General features: G+C 64.2%; 19 protein-coding genes. 6 read left to right on the plus strand and 13 right to left on the minus strand.

All coding sequences use genetic code 11. The annotated features are described in order from the left end of the window. Positions 1–59: 59 nt before the first annotated feature. Together birA and murB are read right to left on the minus strand one after the other, a co-directional pair. The gene (gene birA / locus I6L48_RS02455; RefSeq protein ID WP_113069124.1) at positions 60–1025 is read right to left on the minus strand and encodes a bifunctional biotin--[acetyl-CoA-carboxylase] ligase/biotin operon repressor BirA; all 966 of its coding nucleotides are present in this window, start codon (positions 1023–1025) and stop codon (positions 60–62) included. Beyond that, entirely contained in the window at positions 1022–2059 is a 1038-nt protein-coding gene (gene murB / locus I6L48_RS02460; RefSeq protein ID WP_113069126.1) for a UDP-N-acetylmuramate dehydrogenase, read from the minus strand. The genes birA and murB overlap by 4 nt, the downstream gene beginning before the upstream one ends. A gap of 125 nt (positions 2060–2184) precedes the next feature. On the opposite strand from murB, the gene I6L48_RS02465 reads away from it, so the two are divergent. After that, complete coding sequence (locus I6L48_RS02465) at positions 2185–2838, plus strand: TrkA family potassium uptake protein (RefSeq protein WP_041211920.1); 654 nt, start codon at positions 2185–2187, stop codon at positions 2836–2838. Next, positions 2835–4190 (plus strand): TrkH family potassium uptake protein, encoded by a 1356-nt coding sequence (locus I6L48_RS02470; protein ID WP_010675966.1) that lies wholly within the window; start codon positions 2835–2837, stop codon positions 4188–4190. The genes I6L48_RS02465 and I6L48_RS02470 overlap by 4 nt, the downstream gene beginning before the upstream one ends. A 72-nt stretch (positions 4191–4262) precedes the next feature. On the opposite strand, the gene I6L48_RS02475 is transcribed toward I6L48_RS02470, so the two are convergent. Next, on the minus strand, positions 4263–6260 hold the full coding sequence (locus I6L48_RS02475) for a DNA topoisomerase III (protein WP_113069128.1): 1998 nt from the start codon (positions 6258–6260) through the stop codon (positions 4263–4265). 297 nt (positions 6261–6557) lie between these two features. Here I6L48_RS02475 and I6L48_RS02480 point away from each other — a divergent pair, with 297 nt between their 5' ends. Both I6L48_RS02480 and torA read left to right on the plus strand, forming a co-directional pair. After that, a complete protein-coding gene (locus tag I6L48_RS02480; RefSeq protein WP_113069130.1) occupies positions 6558–7688 on the plus strand; it encodes a NapC/NirT family cytochrome c in 1131 nt (376 codons plus the stop codon). 22 nt (positions 7689–7710) lie between these two features. Continuing rightward, complete coding sequence (gene torA / locus I6L48_RS02485; RefSeq protein WP_180898682.1) at positions 7711–10191, plus strand: trimethylamine-N-oxide reductase TorA; 2481 nt, start codon at positions 7711–7713, stop codon at positions 10189–10191. 68 nt (positions 10192–10259) lie between these two features. On the opposite strand, the gene I6L48_RS02490 is transcribed toward torA, so the two are convergent. The 4 genes from I6L48_RS02490 to I6L48_RS02505 all read right to left on the minus strand — a co-directional run bounded on the left by I6L48_RS02490 (position 10260) and on the right by I6L48_RS02505 (position 13278). Next, positions 10260–10721: a hypothetical protein gene (locus I6L48_RS02490; protein WP_010675970.1), complete on the minus strand. Its 462-nt coding sequence runs from the start codon at positions 10719–10721 to the stop codon at positions 10260–10262. Positions 10722–10823: 102 nt separating this feature from the next. Continuing rightward, positions 10824–12170 carry a sensor histidine kinase gene (locus I6L48_RS02495; protein WP_113069132.1) on the minus strand — a complete coding sequence of 449 codons (1347 nt, stop codon included), beginning with the start codon at positions 12168–12170 and terminating at the stop codon, positions 10824–10826. Between the two features lie 31 nt (positions 12171–12201). Beyond that, a complete protein-coding gene (locus I6L48_RS02500) occupies positions 12202–12858 on the minus strand; it encodes a response regulator transcription factor (RefSeq protein WP_005332666.1) in 657 nt (218 codons plus the stop codon). 87 nt (positions 12859–12945) lie between these two features. Continuing rightward, a complete protein-coding gene (locus tag I6L48_RS02505; RefSeq protein ID WP_010675972.1) occupies positions 12946–13278 on the minus strand; it encodes a PepSY domain-containing protein in 333 nt (110 codons plus the stop codon). 63 nt (positions 13279–13341) lie between these two features. Here I6L48_RS02505 and I6L48_RS02510 point away from each other — a divergent pair, with 63 nt between their 5' ends. Then, entirely contained in the window at positions 13342–13590 is a 249-nt protein-coding gene (locus I6L48_RS02510; protein WP_039039611.1) for a PepSY domain-containing protein, read from the plus strand. Positions 13591–13600: 10 nt separating this feature from the next. Here the strand turns inward: I6L48_RS02510 and msrQ are convergent, their stop codons facing one another. Continuing rightward, on the minus strand, positions 13601–14254 hold the full coding sequence (msrQ, locus tag I6L48_RS02515) for a protein-methionine-sulfoxide reductase heme-binding subunit MsrQ (protein WP_216987747.1): 654 nt from the start codon (positions 14252–14254) through the stop codon (positions 13601–13603). Between the two features lie 91 nt (positions 14255–14345). Then, positions 14346–15356 (minus strand): protein-methionine-sulfoxide reductase catalytic subunit MsrP, encoded by a 1011-nt coding sequence (msrP, locus tag I6L48_RS02520; protein ID WP_201969997.1) that lies wholly within the window; start codon positions 15354–15356, stop codon positions 14346–14348. 371 nt (positions 15357–15727) lie between these two features. Between msrP and I6L48_RS02525 the strand changes: the two genes are divergently transcribed. Continuing rightward, positions 15728–16201: a DUF1097 domain-containing protein gene (locus I6L48_RS02525; protein WP_043153924.1), complete on the plus strand. Its 474-nt coding sequence runs from the start codon at positions 15728–15730 to the stop codon at positions 16199–16201. 59 nt (positions 16202–16260) lie between these two features. On the opposite strand, the gene I6L48_RS02530 is transcribed toward I6L48_RS02525, so the two are convergent. From I6L48_RS02530 to I6L48_RS02545, 4 genes are all read right to left on the minus strand, one after another. Then, positions 16261–17541, minus strand: a complete 1281-nt coding sequence (locus I6L48_RS02530; protein WP_010675978.1) for a sigma 54-interacting transcriptional regulator — start codon at positions 17539–17541, stop codon at positions 16261–16263. A gap of 54 nt (positions 17542–17595) precedes the next feature. Beyond that, complete coding sequence (locus I6L48_RS02535; RefSeq protein ID WP_216987748.1) at positions 17596–18105, minus strand: hypothetical protein; 510 nt, start codon at positions 18103–18105, stop codon at positions 17596–17598. A gap of 105 nt (positions 18106–18210) precedes the next feature. Continuing rightward, positions 18211–19623 (minus strand): sensor histidine kinase KdpD, encoded by a 1413-nt coding sequence (locus tag I6L48_RS02540; protein WP_128342189.1) that lies wholly within the window; start codon positions 19621–19623, stop codon positions 18211–18213. Between the two features lie 102 nt (positions 19624–19725). Next, entirely contained in the window at positions 19726–19818 is a 93-nt protein-coding gene (locus tag I6L48_RS02545; RefSeq protein ID WP_010675981.1) for a YnhF family membrane protein, read from the minus strand. Positions 19819–19844: the final 26 nt, after the last annotated feature.

Consider the following 19844-nt stretch of genomic DNA (forward strand, 5'->3'; position numbering starts at 1 on the left):
ACATGAAAGAGGGGGCCCGCAGGCCCCCTCTTTCATTCAGTCGTCATGAGCGTATGGGCTCAGTCCCCCCGCCGCAAGGAGAGTTCCCCTCCCAGATAGAACTTGAGCCCCTCTTCCGTCTCCAGACGCAGGGCTCCGCGTTCGTCGATCCCCCGGGCAATCCCGCGGCTCACCTGCTCTCCCATCAGCAGCTTCACCGGCTGGCCGGCGAAGTGGTCGAGCCGGTTCCAGCTCTCGACGAAACTCGCCAGTCCCGTCTGTTCGAAGGTCTGCATGGCCTGCTGCAGGTGCAGCAGCACGCAGGCGGCCAGCTCGTTGCGATCCACCAGCTCGGGCTGGATATGGCGCAGCTCGGACCAGGCCTGATCGATCTTCTCCCCCTCCCGACTCGGCATCGCCAGATTGAGGCCGACCCCGATCACCAGATGGCAGCTGGCACCCGCACTGCCGCTCATCTCCACCAGGATGCCCGCCAGCTTGCGGCCCTGGTAATAGAGGTCGTTCGGCCACTTGAGCGCCACCCCGGGATAACCGAGTGACTCCAGCGCCTCGACCACCGCCACGCCGACCGCGAGACTCAGTCCCATGGCGGCCGCCATGCCCTGCTCAAGCCGCCAGTACATGCTCAGGATCAGCTGGCAACCGAAGGGGGAAACCCAGGGTTTGCCACGACGTCCCCGCCCGGCGGTCTGGCACTCGGCCAGACAGCTCTCCCCGGAGCTCAGGGTGTTGACCCGCTCCAGCAGGTACTGGTTGGTGGAGTCGATGACAGGGAAGCAGTGCACCGGCGCCATCGGTGCCTCTGCCTGCAGCCGCCCCTCGTCATAGAGGGCCATGGGCACCGCCAGCCGATAGCCCTTGCCGGTCAGGCTGAAGAGATCCAGCCCCAGATCCTTGAGCGCGGCCATGTGCTTGCTCACCGCCGCCCGGCTGATGCCAAGGCGCTCGCCCAGCTGCTCGCCGGAATGGAACTGACCATCGCTGAGCAGGGTGATCAGGGTCTGTCTGACGGGGGTCAGGGTCATGCCAGTACCTCGTCGAGCCAGGTTTCACCGCTGCGCCCCATGAAGCGCACTTCATGTTCCAGCACCACACCGAACTGGTGCTCTACGCTGTCGCGGACATGGGCCGCCAGCGCGATGAGTTCCATGGCGCTGGCGCCCCCCAGATTGACCAGCACCAGCGCCTGCTCCTGATGGACGGCGGCACGACCGATGGCAAACCCCTTGAGACCGCACTGATCGATGAGCCAGCCAGCCGCCAGCTTGGCCTGCCCTTCTGCCGCGGGGTAGCAGGGCATCTGCGGGTATTGCTGTTTCAGGGTCTCGGCCAGGGCGGCGGGCACCACAGGGTTTTTGAAGAAACTGCCCGCGTTGCCCAGCACCGCCGGATCCGGCAGCTTGGCCATGCGGGTGGCACAGACGGTGTCGAAGATGGCCTGTGGCGAAGGGGCATCTCCCAGCGCCGCCAGCGGGCCATAACCGGCGACCGGGCGCCATGCCTTGGGCAGGCGCAGACCGACGGCGGTGATGAAGTGGGAGTCCTGATAGTCGTGCTTGAAGATGCTGTCACGGTAACCGAACCGGCAGTCGGCCGCCGCGATGCACTCAACCTCGCCACTCTGCCAGTTGAACGCCTCCACGTAGGCACAGACGCTGGCCAGCTCGACCCCGTAGGCACCGATGTTCTGTACCGGGGCCGCCCCGACCGTCCCGGGAATGAGTGCCAGGTTCTCCAGCCCGTGCCAGCCCTGTTGCAGGGCGTGGCATACCAGCTCGTGCCAGTTCTCACCTGCCGCCACGTGCAGCAGCCAGTGCTCGGCCTCCTCGTGCAGCGTGATCCCTTTCAGGCCGTTGTGGACCACCAGACCGGCAAAGTCATCGCAGAACAGGATGTTGCTTCCTCCTCCCAGCACCAGGCGCGGCAAGGTGGCCAACTCCGGGTTGGTCCGCAGTTGCGCGAGATCATCCGGCCGGGTCACATCGGCCAGCCAGAGGCAGTGTGCGTCCAGGCCCAGAGTATTGAGGGTCGACAGGGAGGCGTGGGGGGTGAGTTTCATCTGTGTGTTCCGACAAGGACAAGGGCGCAGTTTACCCCAGATCCCCCGGGACAAAAAACCCGGACACTTTTCGGACTCAGGGCTCTGGAGTAGAGTAACCCCTTCATCCCGCTGAGGAAGCATGTATGAACAATCAATTCGCCGTCATCGGCCTGGGCCTGTTTGGCAGCGCCTTGTGCGAAGAGTTGCAGCGCCAGAATGCCGAGGTACTGGCCATCGACATCGACGAGAGCAAGACCCGCCAGATAGCCACCCTCTGCAACCACGTCATCGTGGCCGATGCCACCGACGAGGCCACGGTCGCCGAACTGGGCCTGGCGAATTTCGACATCGTCTTTGTCGCCATCGGCGACAACCTGGAGACCAGCATCCTGACCACGCTGGTGCTGAAAGAGGCGGGCGTGAAGAAGGTCTGGGTCAAGGCCCGCGACAAGTTCCACGCCAAGATCTTGCAGAAGGTGGGCGCGGACAAGGTGATCAACCCGGAGTGGGACATGGGCCGCCGGGTAGCCCAGAGCATGCTGGACAACCGGCTGTTCGACTACCTGGAGCTGGGTCACGACATGGTGCTGACCGAGTTCGTGATCGGCCTGCAGCAAAACACCCGCACCCTGGCAGATTTGCACCTGCTGCAGCAAAGCGATTTCCAGCTGCTGGCCATCAAGCGTGGCGAGGTGCTCCACAACGTCCTGACCGGCAAGATGGAGCTGCAACTCGGTGACATCCTGATCCTGGCCGGCAACAAGCACGCCATCGATCACTGGCTCGACACCCTATGATCAACTGGCGCAGCAACTACGCCTTCACCCTGCACCGGGAAGACAACTCCCGCTGGAGCGAGGCCAAACTCATCCTGGGCAGTTTCCTCATCATCCTGCTGGTCGGCACCCTGTTTCTGGTCCAGCCCTCCAGCCACAAGGGTGAGGTCACCGTCATCAACGCCCTGTTCACCGCCACGTCGGCCATCAGCGTGACCGGCCTCGGGGTGGTGGATACCGGCACCGCCTTCACCCTGCAGGGGCAGATCATCCTGTTGATATTGATGGAGATTGGCGGTCTCGGCCAGATGACCATGACACTGCTGCTCATCGCCATGTTCAGCAAGCGGGTCGGGCTGCGCCAGCAGGTGCTGGCCAAGGAGGCACTGGGCCAGGAGGGATCCGTCAACATCGTCCAGCTGGTGAAGCGCATCGTCCTGTTCGCCCTGATTGCCCAGCTGATCGGCACCGCCATCATGGCCATTCGCTGGGTGCCCGACATGGGCTGGGGCCACGGCCTCTACGTCAGCTTCTTCCACGCGGTGTCAGCTTTCAACAACGCCGGCTTCTCGCTGTTTGCCAACAACCTCATGGACTACCGGGATGACCCCATCATCAGCCTGACCATACCGGCCCTGCTGATCCTGGGGGGGGTAGGCTTCACCGTCATCGTCGACCTGGTGCGCAACCGCCGCTGGCGCAAGCTGAAACTGCACAGCAAGCTGATGCTGCTGATGACCCCTGCCCTGCTGCTGCTGGGGACCCTGATGTTCTGGCTGCTGGAGCACAACAACCCGGGCACCCTGGGCAACGCCTCCTTCGGGAGCCAGTGGCTGGCAGCCTTCTTCCAGTCGGCCACCGCGCGCACGGCGGGCTTCAACACGGTGGATATCGGCCAGATGGTGCCGGCCTCCTTGCTGTTCATGATGATGCTGATGTTCATCGGTGCCGGGGCAACCTCCACCGGGGGCGGTATCAAGGTCACCACCTTTGCCGTCGTCCTGCTGGCGACCCGGGCGTTTCTGACCAAGCGCCCCCATGTCACCGCCTTCGGCCGCACCCTGTCACCCCAGATAGTGACCCGTTCCCTGGCCATCATCATCGTCAGTACCATGGTGCTGATGCTGGCGATGTTCCTGCTGATGCTCACGGAGTCGCAACCCTTCGACAAGATCATGTTCGAGACCATCTCTGCCTTTGCCACTGTGGGTCTGTCCACCGGCATCACCGCCTCACTGAGCGAGCCGGGCAAGCTGATCCTGGTGCTGGTGATGATCTGTGGCCGTCTGGGGCCCCTCACCCTGGCCATCATGCTGGCCCGTCCGGTGGAGACCCGCATCCGTTATCCGGAAGAGAGCGTCTACACGGGGTAAGCCATCCCATCCATACAAAGAGGGGCCTCCGGCCCCTCTTTCTTTTCTATGTGATCACGGCGCGCGCCAGCCTCAGGCCGCCTTGCCCCTGGTCGTCCCCTTGCCAGAGCTCTTTCCCGTACTCTTGCCAGCACTCTTGCTCGTGCGGGGGCGTGCGGCGGTGGACGCAGTCCGCTTGCGGCGGACAAAGCGGTGCTTGCTGTCACCGGGCGCCGCCTTGGGCAGCGCGCTGAAGCTGGCGCCGGAATCCTGCCGGGCCCCCTCGATCAGGCCGTTGAGCTGCTCGGTGAGCGGCCCCATGAACTGCTGGTAGCTGCCGTGACGTTCGGCGATCTGCCCCAGACTCTGCTCCCACAGTGCCGTCATGTCCGGTGTCGTTGCGGTCGCAGGCAGCGCCTGGACCAGGGCTCGCCCGGTCGGGGTGGCCTTGATGCTCTTGCCCTGGCGCACCAGGAAGCGGCGCTTGAACAGCAGATCGATGATCCCGGCCCGGGTCGCCTCGGTGCCCAGACCGTCGGTCTCCCGCAGGGTCTTGCGGATCTCGGGATCCTGCACATAACGGGCGATGCCGGTCATGGCGGCCAGCAGGGTGGCATCGGTAAACGGCTTGGGGGGCTGGGTCATCTTCTCCAGCAGCTCCCCCCGCTCGCACAGCAGCTCCTCTCCCTCTTTCAGGGCAGGCAGGGTTCCCGCCTCCTCCTCGTCATCCTCTTCCACCCCGAGCAGCGCCTTCCAGCCCGCCTTGAGGATGCGGCGCGCCTTGGCCTGGAACAGCCCTCCGGCGATGCGCAGCAACACCTTGCTGTCGTTGTACTCGAACGGCGGGTAGAACTGCAGCAGATACTGGCGGGCAATCAGGCCGTACAGCTTCGCCTCGTCGGCCCCCAGGCTCCCCTCGCTCCCCCTCTTCTCGGTGGGAATGATGGCGTGGTGGGCATCCACCTTGCTGTCGTTCCACGCCTTGCTGCGAATCCTGCCATCCGCTTCGGCGACCGCCCTGGCCAGCGCAGGGGCCGTGCTGGCGATGGCCTCCCGCACCTGGCCGGCCCGGTTGAAGTGCTCGCTCGGCAGATGGCGGCTGTCGGATCTGGGATAGGTGATGAGCTTGTGCCGCTCGTAGAGACTCTGGCAGATATCCAGCACCCGCTTGGCATCCATGCCAAAGCGCTTGGCCGCATCGATTTGCAGGCTGGAGAGGTTGTAGGGGAGCGGCGCCGCCTGCTTGCGCGCCTGCTCCTCCACCGCTTCCACCCGGGCGGGCTGCCCCTGGATCCGCTCCACCACCTTGGCGGCCAGCGCCCGGTTGAGCACCCGTCCCTCCTCATCCTGCCAGGGCAGGCAGGCCTCCGATGGCAGCCACCTGGCGGTGAAGCGTTCGTTGCCCTGGGTCAGCAGATGGGCCATCACCTCGTAGAACGGCTTGGGAACGAAGGCCTCGATCTCGAGATCCCGGCGCACCACCAGACCGAGCAAGGGGGTCTGTACCCGGCCCACCGACAGCAGTTCGCTGCAACCCCCCTTGCGGCCAAGCAGGGTATAGGCCCGGGTCATGTTGATGCCATAGAGCCAGTCGGCACGGCTACGGGCCAGCGCCGACACCGCCAGCGGCACGAACTCCTTGTTGTCCCTGAGCTTGTCGAGGGCGCGGCGCACGGCGGGCGGGTTGAGATCGCTGATGAGGCAGCGCTGAACCGGTTTGGTCTTGGGATAACCGAGAAAGTCGATCACCTCGTCCACCAGCAGTTGCCCTTCCCTGTCCGGGTCACCGGCGTTGACCACGCAGTCCGCCTGCTTGATGAGCCCCTTGATGACGGCCAGCTGGGCCTTGGTCTTGGGTTTGGCCACCAGCTGCCACTGGGTCGGGACAATGGGAAGGGATTCCATGCGCCACTGCTTGTAGGCGGCATCGTAGGCATCGGGCTCGGCCTGCTCCAGCAGGTGGCCGATGCACCAGGTCACCACGTCTCCCTGCGCCGTCTCGATGAAACCCTCCCCCTTCTTGTGCGGTTTGGGGAGGACATCGGCGATGGCACGGCCAAGGCTGGGTTTCTCGGCGATAAAGAGTCGCATGATGGATACACCTGAATACTGTATATGTGAACAGTATACAATCCTCTCACCGCAAACCCCAAGCCCCGGGGTGGTGCGCGGCCTCCCCGCCCCGGCTTGGGCATCGCCCCCATCACAGGACATCCCGCTCCCGTTGAAGGGTAAAAGTGCGATTAAAATTCAAAAAAGCATGCCCAAACAAAAAAAAAACCAAAAATTACTTACATGTCAAAATAAAAATCATGACCGAGGTCAACCCATCGAATCTTGGGACTACTACTATATTGGTAATACCCGAATTCGAAGGACACCGTCACCATGCTTGGAAAACTGTTGAGAAAGACCTGGTTCTGGCTTCTGCTGCTCGGGGCCCTGCTGGGGGTCGCTGCACTGGGCGTCACCGTCACCGTGCTGCACAAGACCAGCTCCACCGAGTTCTGCGTCTCCTGCCACTCCATGCAGACCCCCCTCGCCGAATATCAGGGCAGTGTCCACTTCCAGAACGTGAAGGGGATCCGCGCCGAGTGCGCCGACTGCCACATCCCCAGTGAACCCGCCGCCTATCTCTGGACCAAGATCCGCGCCGTGAAAGACATCTATCACGAGGCGATCGGCACCCTCGACACCCCGGAAAAATACGAGGCCCACAAGCTGCGCATGGCCCAGACCGTGTGGGATCAGCTCAAGGCCAATGACTCCGCCACCTGTCGCAGCTGCCACAGCTACGCCGCCATGGACATCCTGGCCCAGCGCCCCAATGCCCGCGCCGAGCACCCGGTCGCCATCAAGGAGGGTCAGACCTGCATCGACTGCCACCGCGGCGTCGCCCACATCATGCCGGACATGAGCGGCCTGGCTGCCGCCGGTGCCAGCGAGCTGGCGCAAGCCGCCGCCCAGACCCCGGCCACCGTCACCACCCGCTATGCCATTGCCACCACCCCGCTCTATCTGGATGCCGGCGCCAAGACTGATGAAGGCACCCTGATGCCCTCCACCCAGGTGGAAGTGCTGGCCAACGACAACGGCCGCGCCCAGGTGCGCATCGACGGCTGGCAGCAGGACGGGGTGAACGAGGTGTTCTACGCCGCCCCCGGCAAACGGATCCTGAGCGTGCTGGTCGGCGAAGCCGCCAGAAAAGCCCTCGTGACCGGCAAGAGCGAGACCGACAGCGCCACCAACCTCACCTGGCATCAGGTCAGCCTGACCGCTTGGGTCGACCAGAGCCAGCTCATCGGCGACCAGGGCAAGCTGTGGCAATACGCCTCCACCCTGATGTCCAACAACTGCACCGGCTGTCACGGCCTCACCGCGCTGGATCACTTCAACGCCAACCAGTGGATCGGCGTCATCAAGGGGATGGAGTCCCGTACCTCCCTCACCCCGGAGCAGGCGCGCATGCTCACCCAATACGTGCAGAAACACGCCAGCGACATGAGCGCGGCCCATTAAGGCAGGAACAGAGGACTCTCCCATGACTTTTTTCAATGACCAACAGACCAACCTCTCCCGCCGTACTCTGCTCAAGGGGCTGGGGGCCTGTGCCGCCCTGCCCCTGCTGGCTGGTCTCTTTCCGAAAAGCGCCCTGGCCAAGGCCGTCAGCACGGCGCTGGAGCAGTTCCCGACTCTGGTCCCCGCCCAGAAAGGCATCCTGACCGGCGCCCACTGGGGAGCCTTCGAGGCCATCGTCTCCGAGGGCCGCATGGTGCGGGTCCAGCCGGTGGCCGATGACCCAGCGCCGAATGACCTCATCGACATGGCGCCGTTCCAGGTCCACGCCAAGAACCGCATCAAGTACCCCATGGTGCGCAAGAGCTGGCTGGAGCACGGCCCGGGTGCCAGACCGGAGCTGCGCGGTGCCGACGAGTGGGTGCGAGTGAGCTGGGAGAAGGCCATCGAACTGGTGGCCGGCGAGATCCAGCGCGTCCAGTCTGATTTCGGCCCTCAGGCGATCCACGCCGGTTCCTACGGCTGGAAGAGCGTGGGCATGTTCCACAACAGCCGCACCCTGCTGCACCGCCTGATGAACCTGGCCGGGGGTTTCACCGGCTATGCCGGGGACTACTCCACCGGCGCGGCCCAGGTGATCATGTCCCACGTGATGGGTTCCATCGAGGTGTACGAGCAGCAGACCGCCTGGCCCAACGTGGTGGAACACGCCGAACTGGTGGTGCTCTGGGGGGTCAACGCCCAGGTGACCCTGAAGAACAGCTGGAACATGCCGGATCACGAGGGGCAGGCCGGCTTCAAGGCGCTGAAAGAGAAAGGCACCCGGGTCATCAGCATCGACCCCGTCTACAACGAGACCGCCAAGCAGGCCAATGCCGAGTGGATTGCCCCGAACGCCTATACCGACGTGGCCATGATGCTGGGGGTGGCCCACACCCTCTACAGCGAGAAGAAGCACGATCAGGCCTTCCTCGATCGCTACACCGTCGGCTTCGACACCTTCCTCGCCTACCTGCTCGGCAAGGATGACGGTCAGCCCAAGAGCGCCGAGTGGGCGAGCGCCATCTGCGGCGTCGATGCCAAGGTGATCCGCCAGCTGGCCCTCGACATGGCCGCCAAGCGCACCATGATCATGGCCGGTTGGGGCATGCAGCGTCAGCACCACGGGGAGCAGCCCAACTGGATGCTGGTCACTCTGGCCGCCATGCTGGGCCAGATCGGCCTGCCGGGGGGCGGCTACGGCTTCAGTTACCACTACTCCTCCGGTGGCAGCCCCACCGCCAAGGGCGGCATTCTGGCGGGCATCTCCGCTGGCAGCGCACCGAAGAACAGCCCGGCCCCCATCCCGGTGGCCCGCATCGCCGACTGCCTCGCCAACCCGGGCAAGACCATCGACTTCAACGGCCGCAAGGTGACCTATCCGGACATCAAGCTGGTCTACGTGGCGGGCGGCAACCCCTTCCACCACCATCAGGACACCAACAACCTGCTGCAGGCCTGGCGCAAACCCCAGACCGTGATCGTGCACGAGCCCTACTGGACGGCGACTGCCAAGCACGCCGACATCGTGCTGCCGGCCACCACCAGCTACGAGCGCAACGACCTGGAGATGGGGGGCGACTACTCCCAGCGCTACGTCTTCCCCATGCACCAGTGCGTCCCCCCCCAGCATGAGTCCCGCAACGACTTCGACATCTTCAGCGCCATCGCCGCCAAGCTGGGCGTGCAGGAGCAGTACACCGAAGGGAAGGACGAGATGCTGTGGCTCAAGCAGATGTACGACGGCATGGCGGCCCAGGCTCGCGGTGCCCGGGTCGCGCTGCCGCCGTTCAACATGTTCTGGGAGGCCAACAACTACATCCGCTTCCCGATCCCCGAGGCCAACCGCCAGTGGATCCGTCACGCCGATTTTCGCGAAAACCCGCTGCTCAACCCGCTCGGTACCCCGTCCGGCAAGATCGAGATCTTCTCCAACACGGTGGCGGGGATGGGTTACGCCGACTGCGCCGGTCATCCCAAGTGGTATGAGCCCAAGGAGTGGGTGAAGAGCGAGGTGGCGGCGCGCTATCCGCTGTCGCTCAACACCTCCCACCCGACCCAGCGGCTGCACTCCCAGCTCGACAACACCCCGCTGCGGGACAAGTTCGCCATCGCCGATCGGGAGGCGATCCTGATCCATCCGGACGACGCCAAAGCGCGCGGCATCCAGGATGGCGATCTGGTGCGGGCCTTCAACGAGCGCGGCCAGATCCTGGTGGGGGCCCTGATCTCCGCCGATATCCGGCCCGGGGTAGTGCGGGTGTGTGAAGGGGCCTGGTACGATCCGGCCAAGCCGGGCGAAGCGGGCAGCATCTGCAAGAACGGCAACGTCAACTGCCTCACCTTCGACGAGGGCTCGTCCAGTCTGGCCCAGGGCAACTGCGGCCACATGGCCCAATTGCAGATAGAGAAGTATATCGGGCCAGTGCTCGCCAACACGGCGCACGAGGTACCGGCCAACGCCTGAGTAGAGGACTGAGCAACAAAAACGGCGCCATCAAGGCGCCGTTTTCTTATCGCAGTTTGTGGTGTGGCTCAGAAGTCTCCTTCCACCATGTACTCTTCGGCACACTCCACCAGCTGGGGCCAGAGATCTTCCGGCACCCAGGCCTCGGGGTCATCCTCGTCACCGTCATACTGGCTCCAAAAGAAGGCACGCAGCCCGCTTGCGAAGTCGTCGCTCAACTCCGCCAGTTCGGAGAGGGGCCCCAGCCAGGCAATGCGGCGCAGGCCGGAGGCGAGATCGTTGATAGCATCCATCAGGGTGCGATCATCCAGGCTCTGCTCCACCAGCAGGGTGAAGCGCTCGCGGGCGCTCTCGGTCTGATCCTCGTCCAGCTCACCCACGTCGGCCAGCAGGTCGACAAAGTCCTCCAGCAGGAACTGGATCAGGGCATCCCTGTCCTCGAACCACTGGATCTGGGCCCCCTTGGTGCCCAGCACCGAGGCATCGAACGAATCATCGAGATGGCACAAAGCCCAAGGATCGTCAGTCATTGCTACCCTTCCTACACCTGAAACAAGAGACGTATCTTATGCCGGGTGCCGCACCCTTGCCAGCACGGCGGCACAAAAGGGGCCCCCCGACGGGGCGCCCCATCACTCGACCCTGGCCACCTTGGGCAGGGAGAGGGAAGCGGCGAGCCCCCCCAGCTCAGCCCGCCCCATGATGAGGCTGCCACGATAGGCTTCCGCGAGATCCGAGACGATGTTGAGGCCAAGGCCCGAGCCCGGCACCTTCTCGTCGAGGCGCACCCCCCGCAGCACCGCCTTGGCGATCTGATCCTCACTCATGCCGGGACCGTCGTCCTCGATGCGCAGGGTAATCCAGCCCCCCAGCTCGGCGCTGGAGATGCGCAGCGAGCTGGCGGACCACTTGAAGGCGTTCTCCAGCAGGTTGCCCACCATCTCGTCGAAGTCTTGCTCCTCCACTCCGACCGCCAGATTGACCGGCACCTGCAAGTCCACCGTCTTGCCGGGATAGAGGCGGGAGAAGGCGCGGCAGATGTACTCCACCCGGGCCCGCACCGGGGTCGACACCCCGAGGATCTTGGCGGCGCCGGTCACCCGCGCCTTGCCGAGGTGGTAGTCGATGTGGCGCTGGATCTGGTCGAGCTGCTCGCCGAGGGCGGCCTGATCCTCCGGCGGCAACTGGGTCACCTGGTTGCGCATGATGCTGAGCGGCGTCTTGAGGGCGTGGGCCAGGTTGCCGGTGTGGGAGCGGGCTCGTTGCAGCAGCTCGCCATAGTGGTGCAGCAGGCGGTTGATGTCCTCCACCAGCGGCTGGATCTCCAGGGGGTAGCGCAGCCGGAACCCCTCCTGATGACCTTGATGGACGCGGCTCAGCTCGCGGCGTAGCAGGTGCAGCGGGCGCAGGCCGTAGAGGATCTGGAACATGAAGCCGAGCACCAGGCCGGTGGCGGCGAAGCCGAGGCCAAGGAACAGGCTGATGCGGGTCTTCTTCAGGGTCTGGGTCAGGGCACTGCTGTCCTTGGCCATCACCAGGGTGAAGACCCGATCAGACCCCGGCAGCAGCACGGTACGGGTCATGATGAGCAGGGGCTCCTTGTTGGGCCCCTTGCCGACAAAGAGATCCGGATCGCCGAAGGCCGACTTCAGGCCGTGGGCGCTCAAATGGGCATCCCACAGGGAGCGGGAGCGACTGACCACCGTCTCCCCCAGCTCCAGTTGCCAGTAGTAGCCGGAGTAGGGCTGGCGATAACGGGGGTCGGCCATGGGCTCGGTGACCACCGGCATGCCGTCCGGCTGGATCTCGAGGCGGGAGAGCAGATCGTAGAGCTGCAGGCGCAGGCCATCGGCCTCCGCCTCCTGCCAGTAGTTGCGCATCATGGTCTGCAGGCTGAAGCCGGTGGCGAACAGGAAGAGACCGCACCAGACCATGGCGATCACCACCAGCCGACCTCGCAGGGTGCGTACCAGCCTCATTCAACCCACCCCGCCATCGGTTGCGGTCGCGTCATTCGTTGATCCGGTAGCCGAGGCCGCGCACCGTCTCGATGAGATCGGCGTGGGTCTTCTTGCGAATGCGGCCGATGAACACCTCCACGGTGTTGGAGTCGCGATCGAAATCCTGGGCATAGATGTGGTCGATCAGCTCGCTGCGGGACACCACCTTGCCCCTGTGCTGCATCAGGTAGCCCAGCACCCGGAACTCGTGGGCGGTGAGCTTGATGGGGGTTCCTTCGTACCATACCTGGGACGCCGCCATGTCGAGACGCACGCCACCGATCTCGAGGATGGAGCTGGCGTTCCCCGCCGCCCGGCGCACCAGCGCCTGCACCCTCGCCACCAGCTCCGCCACCTGGAAGGGCTTGGTGAGGTAGTCGTCCGCCCCGGCGTTGAGCCCTTCAATCTTCTCGTGCAACTGGCCACGGGCGGTCAGCACCAGCACCGGGGTGTCCATCCCCTTGCTGCGCCACTCCTTCAGTACGCTCAGGCCGTCGCGACCGGGCAGGCCGAGATCCAGGATGATGGCGTCATAGGGTTCGGTCTCGCCGAGAAAGCCCGCCTCGTTGCCATCGTGGCAGAGATCGGTGACGAAACCGGACAGACGCAGCTGTTCCGCCAGCTGGCCCGCGAGGATCTTTTCATCTTCAACTATCAGAATGCGCATACATGGGTATCCAAAACAGGGTTGTGCCGGCACCGGCAACGGTTGGGGGGACGAACCGGACGGCGGTAGGTTCGCGGACTCACGCCGTTACTCCTCTTCCGGGGGCGGGCGCGGAGCGAACAGGCGCTCCAGATGGTGGCCCTTGAGCCACACCATCTCCAGGTTGTCAGCCCGATAGCCCACCTTGATGACGCTGTTCTCCTCGTCGATGAGCCTGAGCTCGTAGAGCCAGACGCCATCCTCCTCACCCAGATCGACGCGCAGCACGCGCACCGGCAGGCGGGAGGCCACCTCCATCAACTCATGAAAAGGGCGGACCCGCCCCTCGCTGACCGCCTGTTGCAGCAAGGCCTCGTTCGGCTGGGCCGCCTGAACCAGCATCGGCAGCAGCAATCCAAGCAGGGGCAGCGCGCTATTCATGGGTGATTCATCTCTCAAAACCTAACATAATGCCGTTTATAGTGTGCCAGCCATGAATCCGGAATGAATATGATCCCACGCAGTATCCTGCTGATCTTGTGCCTCTTTTCCACCTTTGGCTGGGCGGCGCAGACACGTCTCGACATGGCCGGACTGGTCAAGTTGTTGCTGGCACAAGGGTATCACGACATTCGGGAAGTGGAGCTGGAAGGGGAGAAATTCGAGGTCGATACCCTGGATGCCGACGATCAGCGCGTCCAGTTGCAGGTCGATGCCAACACCGGCGAGATCACCAAAAAAGAGGCCGAATAGGCCTCTTTTGCTATGGGCGTGACGACTGTTGCGCCGCCTCCCTCCCGGCCACTTGCGCTCGCCTGCGCCAGGGGCGCAGCAGCTTTTCCCGACGGGGCCACAGCAGGGCGCAGGCCAGCACCAGATAGATGAGGGGTTCCTGCCACCCGCTCTTGACCGACCACCAGTAGTGTACCGGCACCAGCAGAGCCCCCCCGTAGATCCAGTTGTGCAGCTTCTGCCAGGCCGGCCCCATGCGACGCAACAGGGCCGGGATCGAGGTGATACTCAGCGCCAGCAACAGCAGCAGCGCCACCATGCCCACCACTATGTAGCTGCGCTTCACCAGCTCGCCGCCAATCAGCCCCCAGTCGAACTGCAGATCCAGCCCCAGCCAGACCATGAAGTGCAGGGACGCCCAAGCGGCGCACCAGAGCCCGAGGGGGCGGCGCAACTTGATGAGCTGCCCCTGGCGCCAGCGCTTGGCGAGCGGCGACACCAGCAGGGTCAGCAACAGCAGGTGAAGGGCCCCCTTGCCAAGGTAATGGGTCAGCCCCTGGACCGGATCCCCCCCCAGCAGCCCGGCTGGCACGGCATAGCCCAGCCAGAGCAGAAAGCCGAGCGAACCAAAGTGCACCAGCGCCCGCAAGCCGTTGACATGGGCTGTTTTCAGTCTCGGCGTCATATTGCAGTTCCCGTCATGTTTTTCCCGCTTCTCATCCCCTCGCCCACCAGGGGAAAAGGGGGCAAGAGATCAGTCGGACAGAGCGTCAGTCTCAATACCATTTACGCAGATCCATCCCCTGATAGAGGGACGCCACCTCGTCGCCGTAGCCATTGAACATCAGGGTCGGCTGGCGCTTGGCCCCGAAGATGCCCCCCTCGCCGATGAAACGCTCGCTCGCCTGGCTCCAGCGCGGGTGATCCACGTTCGGGTTGACGTTGGCGTAGAAGCCATATTCGTTGGGGGCCAGCAGGTTCCAGGTGGTGGGGGGCATCTCCTCCACCAGGCGGATGGAGACGATGCTCTTGATACTCTTGAAGCCGTACTTCCAGGGCACCACCAGCCGGATGGGAGCCCCGTTCTGGGCGGGCAGGGTCTTGCCATAGAGCCCCATGGCGAGGAAGGAGAGGGGGTGCATGGCCTCGTCGAGGCGCAAGCCCTCCACATAGGGATAATCGATGCCGCCCCCCAGGGCACGGGAGGCCTGCCCCGGCAACTGTTCCGGATCATAGAGCGTCTCGAAGGCCACGAACTTGGCGCGACTGGTGGGCTCGGCACGGCGGATCAGATCCGCCAGCGCAATGCCGCTCCAGGGCAACACCATGGACCAGGCCTCCACGCAGCGCAGCCGATAGATGCGCTCCTCCAGCGTGCTCTTGTTGATGAGATCCCACACATCCAGGGTGAAGGGTTTGGCCACCTCCCCTTCCACCTTCAGGGTCCAGGGCTCGGGCTTGAGGTAATGGCCGTTGCGGGCCGGATCCCCCTTGTCGGTCCCCAGCTCGTAGAAATTGTTGTGGGTGGTGGCCTTCTCCTCCGGGGTGAGGATCAATCCCTCTGGCCGGGTCGCGGCACGGATGTCGAGGGGTCTGGTGGGGGCCACGGTGGCCGGCTTGTCCGGTGCGAAGAGATCCAGCAGGCTGGCCTTCACCGGAAACGCCAGGGTGGCGGCACCGACGCCCAGGCCCAGCCCTTTCAGGATGCGGCGACGATCCTGATAGACGGTTTCCGGCGTGACATCCTGTTCGGTGGGGTGATGAGAAGTACGGCGCTTGATCAACATGAAAAAACTCCCGGGACGATGAGGTTGACAACCATAAGACCCGCCCCGGCCGAGTTTTATTTCACACAGAATTACATGAGTTGGTAAAGGGGCAGTGCCTTGGCCATGGTACCGGCCAGGAAGAGCACTACGAACACCAGCAGAGGAACGATCACGTTTGGCACCATCAGACTCACTCCATGAGCAGGACAGGGCCTCTAACTATGGAACAAGGTCTGCGGCGCCTCCAATGAATTTTTTTAGCGAGCGCAAGCGTATTCCAGAGTTGCAAAGAGTGATCGGGATCACACACAATCCGGCCCCCGCTTGCTGCCGCTCTACCGCGGAGTAGGCTGCCTCCTTTTCCGGATTCAACCACTGAGAGTCACGCCATGAGCCCACTGTTCGCCATCGCCATCACGACCGGGATCCTCTCCGCCGTCTGGGGTGGACTGGCCGCCGCACTCGGTCTCATCTCCTGGGTCGGCTTCCTCGGCTGCACCAGCTACTTCGCCTCGAGTGGCGGTTACAAGGCGCTGTTGCAGACCCTGCTGTGCAACACCACCGGCATGCTGTGGGCACTCCTGCTGATCCACGGGGAGACCTGGTGGGGGGCCGGCATGGCGGGTTATCTGATGACAGGGGTGGTGGCCACCCTGATGTGCGTGCAGGCCAGGCAGCAGTGGCTCGCCTACATTCCCGGCACCTTCGCCGGTTGCTGTGCCACCTTCGGCGCCGCAGGCGAGTGGCGGCTCATTCTGCCCTCCCTCATCATCGGCGCCCTGTTTGGCTATCTGATGAAGGCGAGCGGCCTCTGGCTCTCCCAGAAGACTCTCTCTACCAGCGGTGTCAGCGACCCGGCCTGAGGCCGATTCTGTCGGAAACCAGAGGGGCGGCCCGTCATCGACGGCCGCCCCTCTGTCATTTATCCCTTCGACTTGAAGTTGGCCGCCTCGATGCCGTGCCGATTCAGCAGCTTGTAGAAGTCGGTGCGGTTTCTCCCCGCCATGTTGGCCGCCAGGGTCACATTGCCTTCCGTGGTGCGCAGCAGCCGGATCAGGTACTCCTTTTCAAACTCGGCCCGCGCCTCGTTGAACGAGGGAATGCCGCCACCGCCGCCACTCAGGGCCGACTCCACCATGGCCGCGCCGATCACCGGGCTGCAGCAGAGGCTCGCGAGCTGCTCCACCACCCCGCAGAGCTGGCGCACGTTGCCCGGCCAGGCCGCGGCGGCCAGCAGGGCCAGCGCCTCAGGCGAGAAGCCGAGGGCGGCGCAATCGGGGTGACGGTTGCGGTAATCGTCCAGCGCCTGACGGGCCAGCAGGGGGATGTCCTCGCTGCGGGCGCTCAGAGGCGGCAGGGTGATGTTGGCCACGTTTAGGCGGTAGAAGAGATCCTCGCGAAAACGCCCCTCTTCCATGGCGGTCACCAGATCCTGATGGCTGGAGCTGATGACCCGCACCTCGGGGGTGCCCTGACCATACTCCGCCAGCACCTGGAGCAACTTGGCCTGGAGTGACTCCGACAGATCCCCTATCTCGTCGAGGAAGAGGGTGCCGCCTTTGGCCTCGGCAAACAGGCCGGACTGGCCATCCTCGCCAAACAGCTGCAAGTCCAGCGCGGGCCAGGGCAGAGCCGCACAGTTGATGGTATGCAGCGGCTTGTCACGGCGGTGGCTGGCCTGGTGCAGCGCCTGGGTCATCACCCCCTTGCCGGCGCCGGAGGGGCCCAGGATCAGCACGGGCACGTCCATGGTGGCGATGCTGCTCGCCTGGATCAGCAACTGCTCCATCTGCGGGTTGCGGGTCTGGATGAGGGACTGCCACTCCTGCTGCTGCTTCGGACGGGTCAGGCTGAGAGCATGTTCTATGGTGACCAGCAGCTCGTCCTTGTCGATGGGCTTGGTCAGGAAGCTGAACACCCCGGAGCGGGTCGCCTGGATGGCATCGGGAATGGTGCCGTGGGCGGTCATGATGATCACCGGCATGCCGAGCCACTGGGACTGAATCCGCTCGAACAGCGCCAGCCCGTCCATGCCCCCCATGCGCAGATCGCTCAGCACCAGGTCAGCCCGTTGCTGGCGCAGCCTGTCCAGCGCTCCTTCGGCGCTGTCGGCGGTATCCACCTCGTAACCCTGGCTGCGCAGGCGCATGCTCATCAGCTTGAGCAGGCTGGCATCATCGTCCACCAGCAGAATACGGCTCATGCTCTCACCCCCTCTTGGCGAAAAACGCGGTCATTACGGCGCGGTCCGGAGCTGTCATGGCTGACCTCCCCCATTGAGCTTACGCTGGTTGAGCTGCTCGTCGATTGCGGAGAGCTGCTCTATCTGCTGGCGCAGACGCTTCACCTCCTGACTCTGATCGTCGCGGCGGCTGTCTCGCACCAGCAGCTCCTCCCCGAGGGCGATCCAGCTGCGCAGGAAGGCCTGGGCATCGAGACCGAGCTCCGGCAACAGAGCTTTCAGCTGATCCAGCCCGGCCCGGCGGCTGGCCACCGATTCGGACGGGTGGGTGTTGACCATGGCCAGGCTGACCCGGCTCTCGAGGTCGGTGGCGCCGGCCAGTCGCTGGCGCTCCTGAATCCGCTGCTGGGGATGGCTGGCCAGCAACCAGTCCGAGTATTGCAGGCGCACCTGCATCTCCTTGTTGGCAAACTCCATCCGCCTGGCGATCGCCTCCTGGGAAGGCTCGGTGAGGCTGGTAGAAGGCAGCAGGGAACAGCCAGCGAGCAGGCCTATCATCAATACGGGAATCACAAATCGTTTCATCTTGAATGTCACTTCAGATCCTGGTGGGGAGCAGGCACCTGCCCGCTCCTCTCAATATTCGGTGTCAAGGCGCCACCCGCACCTGCGGGGTCGCCGCCACGCCCGTCAGCTCGGGCGCACGTTCAAATCCAGCCGGAAACAGACATCCGCCTGGGCATCCTCGATCAGCCTGAGCTCGCCGCCCAGACTCATGGCAGACTCACGGGCAATGGAGAGGCCCATGCCGGAGCCTTTCAGCAATCCCTGACGCACTATGCTGCCCTGTTCAAAGGGCTCGAAGATGCGCTCCCGCTCGTCTGGCGGGATGACAGGCCCTTCGTTGGCCACCTCCAGCCAGCCGCCGCCCGCCCCCGCCCCGGCGCGGATCCAGATCTGTCCGCCCCTGGCGCCATAGCTGACTGCGTTGGAAAAGAGATTGTCGAGGATGAGTCGCAGGCGGTAGGGCTCTGCCCGCAGGCTGATGGGCTCGGGCGGCAAGTGTACACTGATTTGCTTGGATTCCAGCGCGAGCCGGTACTCTTCGGACAAGTCTGACAACAAGGGCGCCAGGGGCACCTCGGACAGGGTGAACACCTCCTGCTGGCTGAGGCGATTGAAGTCGAGCAGCCGCTCGATCAGGGTCTGCAGACGGCGGCTGTTCTCCTCCAGCATCTGGCAGATCTCCTGCTGATCCCCGTTGAGGGGCCCCACCAGCTGCTCCGAGAGCAGATCAGCCCCCTCCCGCAGCACGGCAAGGGGGGTTTTCAGCTCGTGGGATACGTGGCGCAGGAACTGGTATTTCTGCTGTTCCAGCTCCTTGAGCTTGTCGTGCAGCCAGCTGATCCGCTCTCCCAGCAGCACCAGTTCGGCCGGGCCATCCACCGGGCGCTGATCCGGCTCGACGCCTGCGCCCAGACTCAGGATCCGCGACTCAATCTGACGTACCGGGTGGATGATGAGGTAGGTAAAGAGCAACACCAGCAGCAGGCTGAGCCCGACCACGAAGCCGCTGACCCACCAGATCTGCTGTTTCAGCTCCACGATGGCGCCCCGCATGCGGGTCACGTGATCATCCACCTGGCTGCGGGTGACCACTTCCAGTTGCTGGTTCAGTTCGTTGAAGTCGGTGAAACGGGGGCTGGTCGCCTCCTGCCTGGCCTTGCGCAGATCCTGCAGGCCGTCGAGCCAGACCAGCGCCGCCTCGAGATCTCCGTAGACCTCGGCATCCGGAATGGAGTCCTGATGGGTCGCGAGCAGTTCCCGGTAGCGCACCAGCTGCTGTCGATAGCTGGCCAGGATGCGGTCATCACCCAGGACCGCATAGCGGCGCAGGGTGCGCTCCAGATCGATGGCCTGGGTGGAGAGCAGCGTCGCCCGGCGAGTGTCCCGCACCGCACGTTCCATCTCGTCGCTGGTGAGCTGGCCCAGGTGGGAGAGAGCCTGACTGTCGTGCCAGATCATGCCCCCCAGGGGCATCAGCACCAGCACGAAGCCCATCAGTACTACCTGGAGCAGGGAGCGGGGCCGAACCTTGGTCATCTTCTGCGGTCTCGATTCGTCATGGGGGAGCCAGCATATCCGCACTGCCCCAAAAAGCAAAACCGGCCATAAAGCCGGTTTGATTGCTCACCGAGGCCGGATTCACGCCAGGCCGACGGACGCCACACAGATGACAATGATCATGGCAAGGGCCCCTGACGCGGCCAACAGTGCCCATTTCATTTCTACGCTCATGCAAACCTCCTTTCTGCCAATCAGCG

This window comes from Aeromonas sp. FDAARGOS 1418 (assembly GCF_019048585.1).
GTDB classification, from domain to species: Bacteria; Pseudomonadota; Gammaproteobacteria; order Enterobacterales; family Aeromonadaceae; genus Aeromonas; species Aeromonas caviae.

Bases quoted from the DNA above. Each gene is read 5' to 3' on its own strand.
- birA (WP_113069124.1), bottom strand. From the start codon at position 1,025: ATGACCCTGACCCCCGTCAGACAGACCCTGATCACCCTGCTCAGCGAT.
- murB (WP_113069126.1), bottom strand. From the start codon at position 2,059: ATGAAACTCACCCCCCACGCCTCCCTGTCGACCCTCAATACTCTGGGC.
- I6L48_RS02465 (WP_041211920.1), top strand. From the start codon at position 2,185: ATGAACAATCAATTCGCCGTCATCGGCCTGGGCCTGTTTGGCAGCGCC.
- I6L48_RS02470 (WP_010675966.1), top strand. From the start codon at position 2,835: ATGATCAACTGGCGCAGCAACTACGCCTTCACCCTGCACCGGGAAGAC.
- I6L48_RS02475 (WP_113069128.1), bottom strand. From the start codon at position 6,260: ATGCGACTCTTTATCGCCGAGAAACCCAGCCTTGGCCGTGCCATCGCC.
- I6L48_RS02480 (WP_113069130.1), top strand. From the start codon at position 6,558: ATGCTTGGAAAACTGTTGAGAAAGACCTGGTTCTGGCTTCTGCTGCTC.
- torA (WP_180898682.1), top strand. From the start codon at position 7,711: ATGACTTTTTTCAATGACCAACAGACCAACCTCTCCCGCCGTACTCTG.
- I6L48_RS02490 (WP_010675970.1), bottom strand. From the start codon at position 10,721: ATGACTGACGATCCTTGGGCTTTGTGCCATCTCGATGATTCGTTCGAT.
- I6L48_RS02495 (WP_113069132.1), bottom strand. From the start codon at position 12,170: ATGAGGCTGGTACGCACCCTGCGAGGTCGGCTGGTGGTGATCGCCATG.
- I6L48_RS02500 (WP_005332666.1), bottom strand. From the start codon at position 12,858: ATGCGCATTCTGATAGTTGAAGATGAAAAGATCCTCGCGGGCCAGCTG.
- I6L48_RS02505 (WP_010675972.1), bottom strand. From the start codon at position 13,278: ATGAATAGCGCGCTGCCCCTGCTTGGATTGCTGCTGCCGATGCTGGTT.
- I6L48_RS02510 (WP_039039611.1), top strand. From the start codon at position 13,342: ATGAATATGATCCCACGCAGTATCCTGCTGATCTTGTGCCTCTTTTCC.
- msrQ (WP_216987747.1), bottom strand. From the start codon at position 14,254: ATGACGCCGAGACTGAAAACAGCCCATGTCAACGGCTTGCGGGCGCTG.
- msrP (WP_201969997.1), bottom strand. From the start codon at position 15,356: ATGTTGATCAAGCGCCGTACTTCTCATCACCCCACCGAACAGGATGTC.
- I6L48_RS02525 (WP_043153924.1), top strand. From the start codon at position 15,728: ATGAGCCCACTGTTCGCCATCGCCATCACGACCGGGATCCTCTCCGCC.
- I6L48_RS02530 (WP_010675978.1), bottom strand. From the start codon at position 17,541: ATGAGCCGTATTCTGCTGGTGGACGATGATGCCAGCCTGCTCAAGCTG.
- I6L48_RS02535 (WP_216987748.1), bottom strand. From the start codon at position 18,105: ATGAAACGATTTGTGATTCCCGTATTGATGATAGGCCTGCTCGCTGGC.
- I6L48_RS02540 (WP_128342189.1), bottom strand. From the start codon at position 19,623: ATGACCAAGGTTCGGCCCCGCTCCCTGCTCCAGGTAGTACTGATGGGC.
- I6L48_RS02545 (WP_010675981.1), bottom strand. From the start codon at position 19,818: ATGAGCGTAGAAATGAAATGGGCACTGTTGGCCGCGTCAGGGGCCCTT.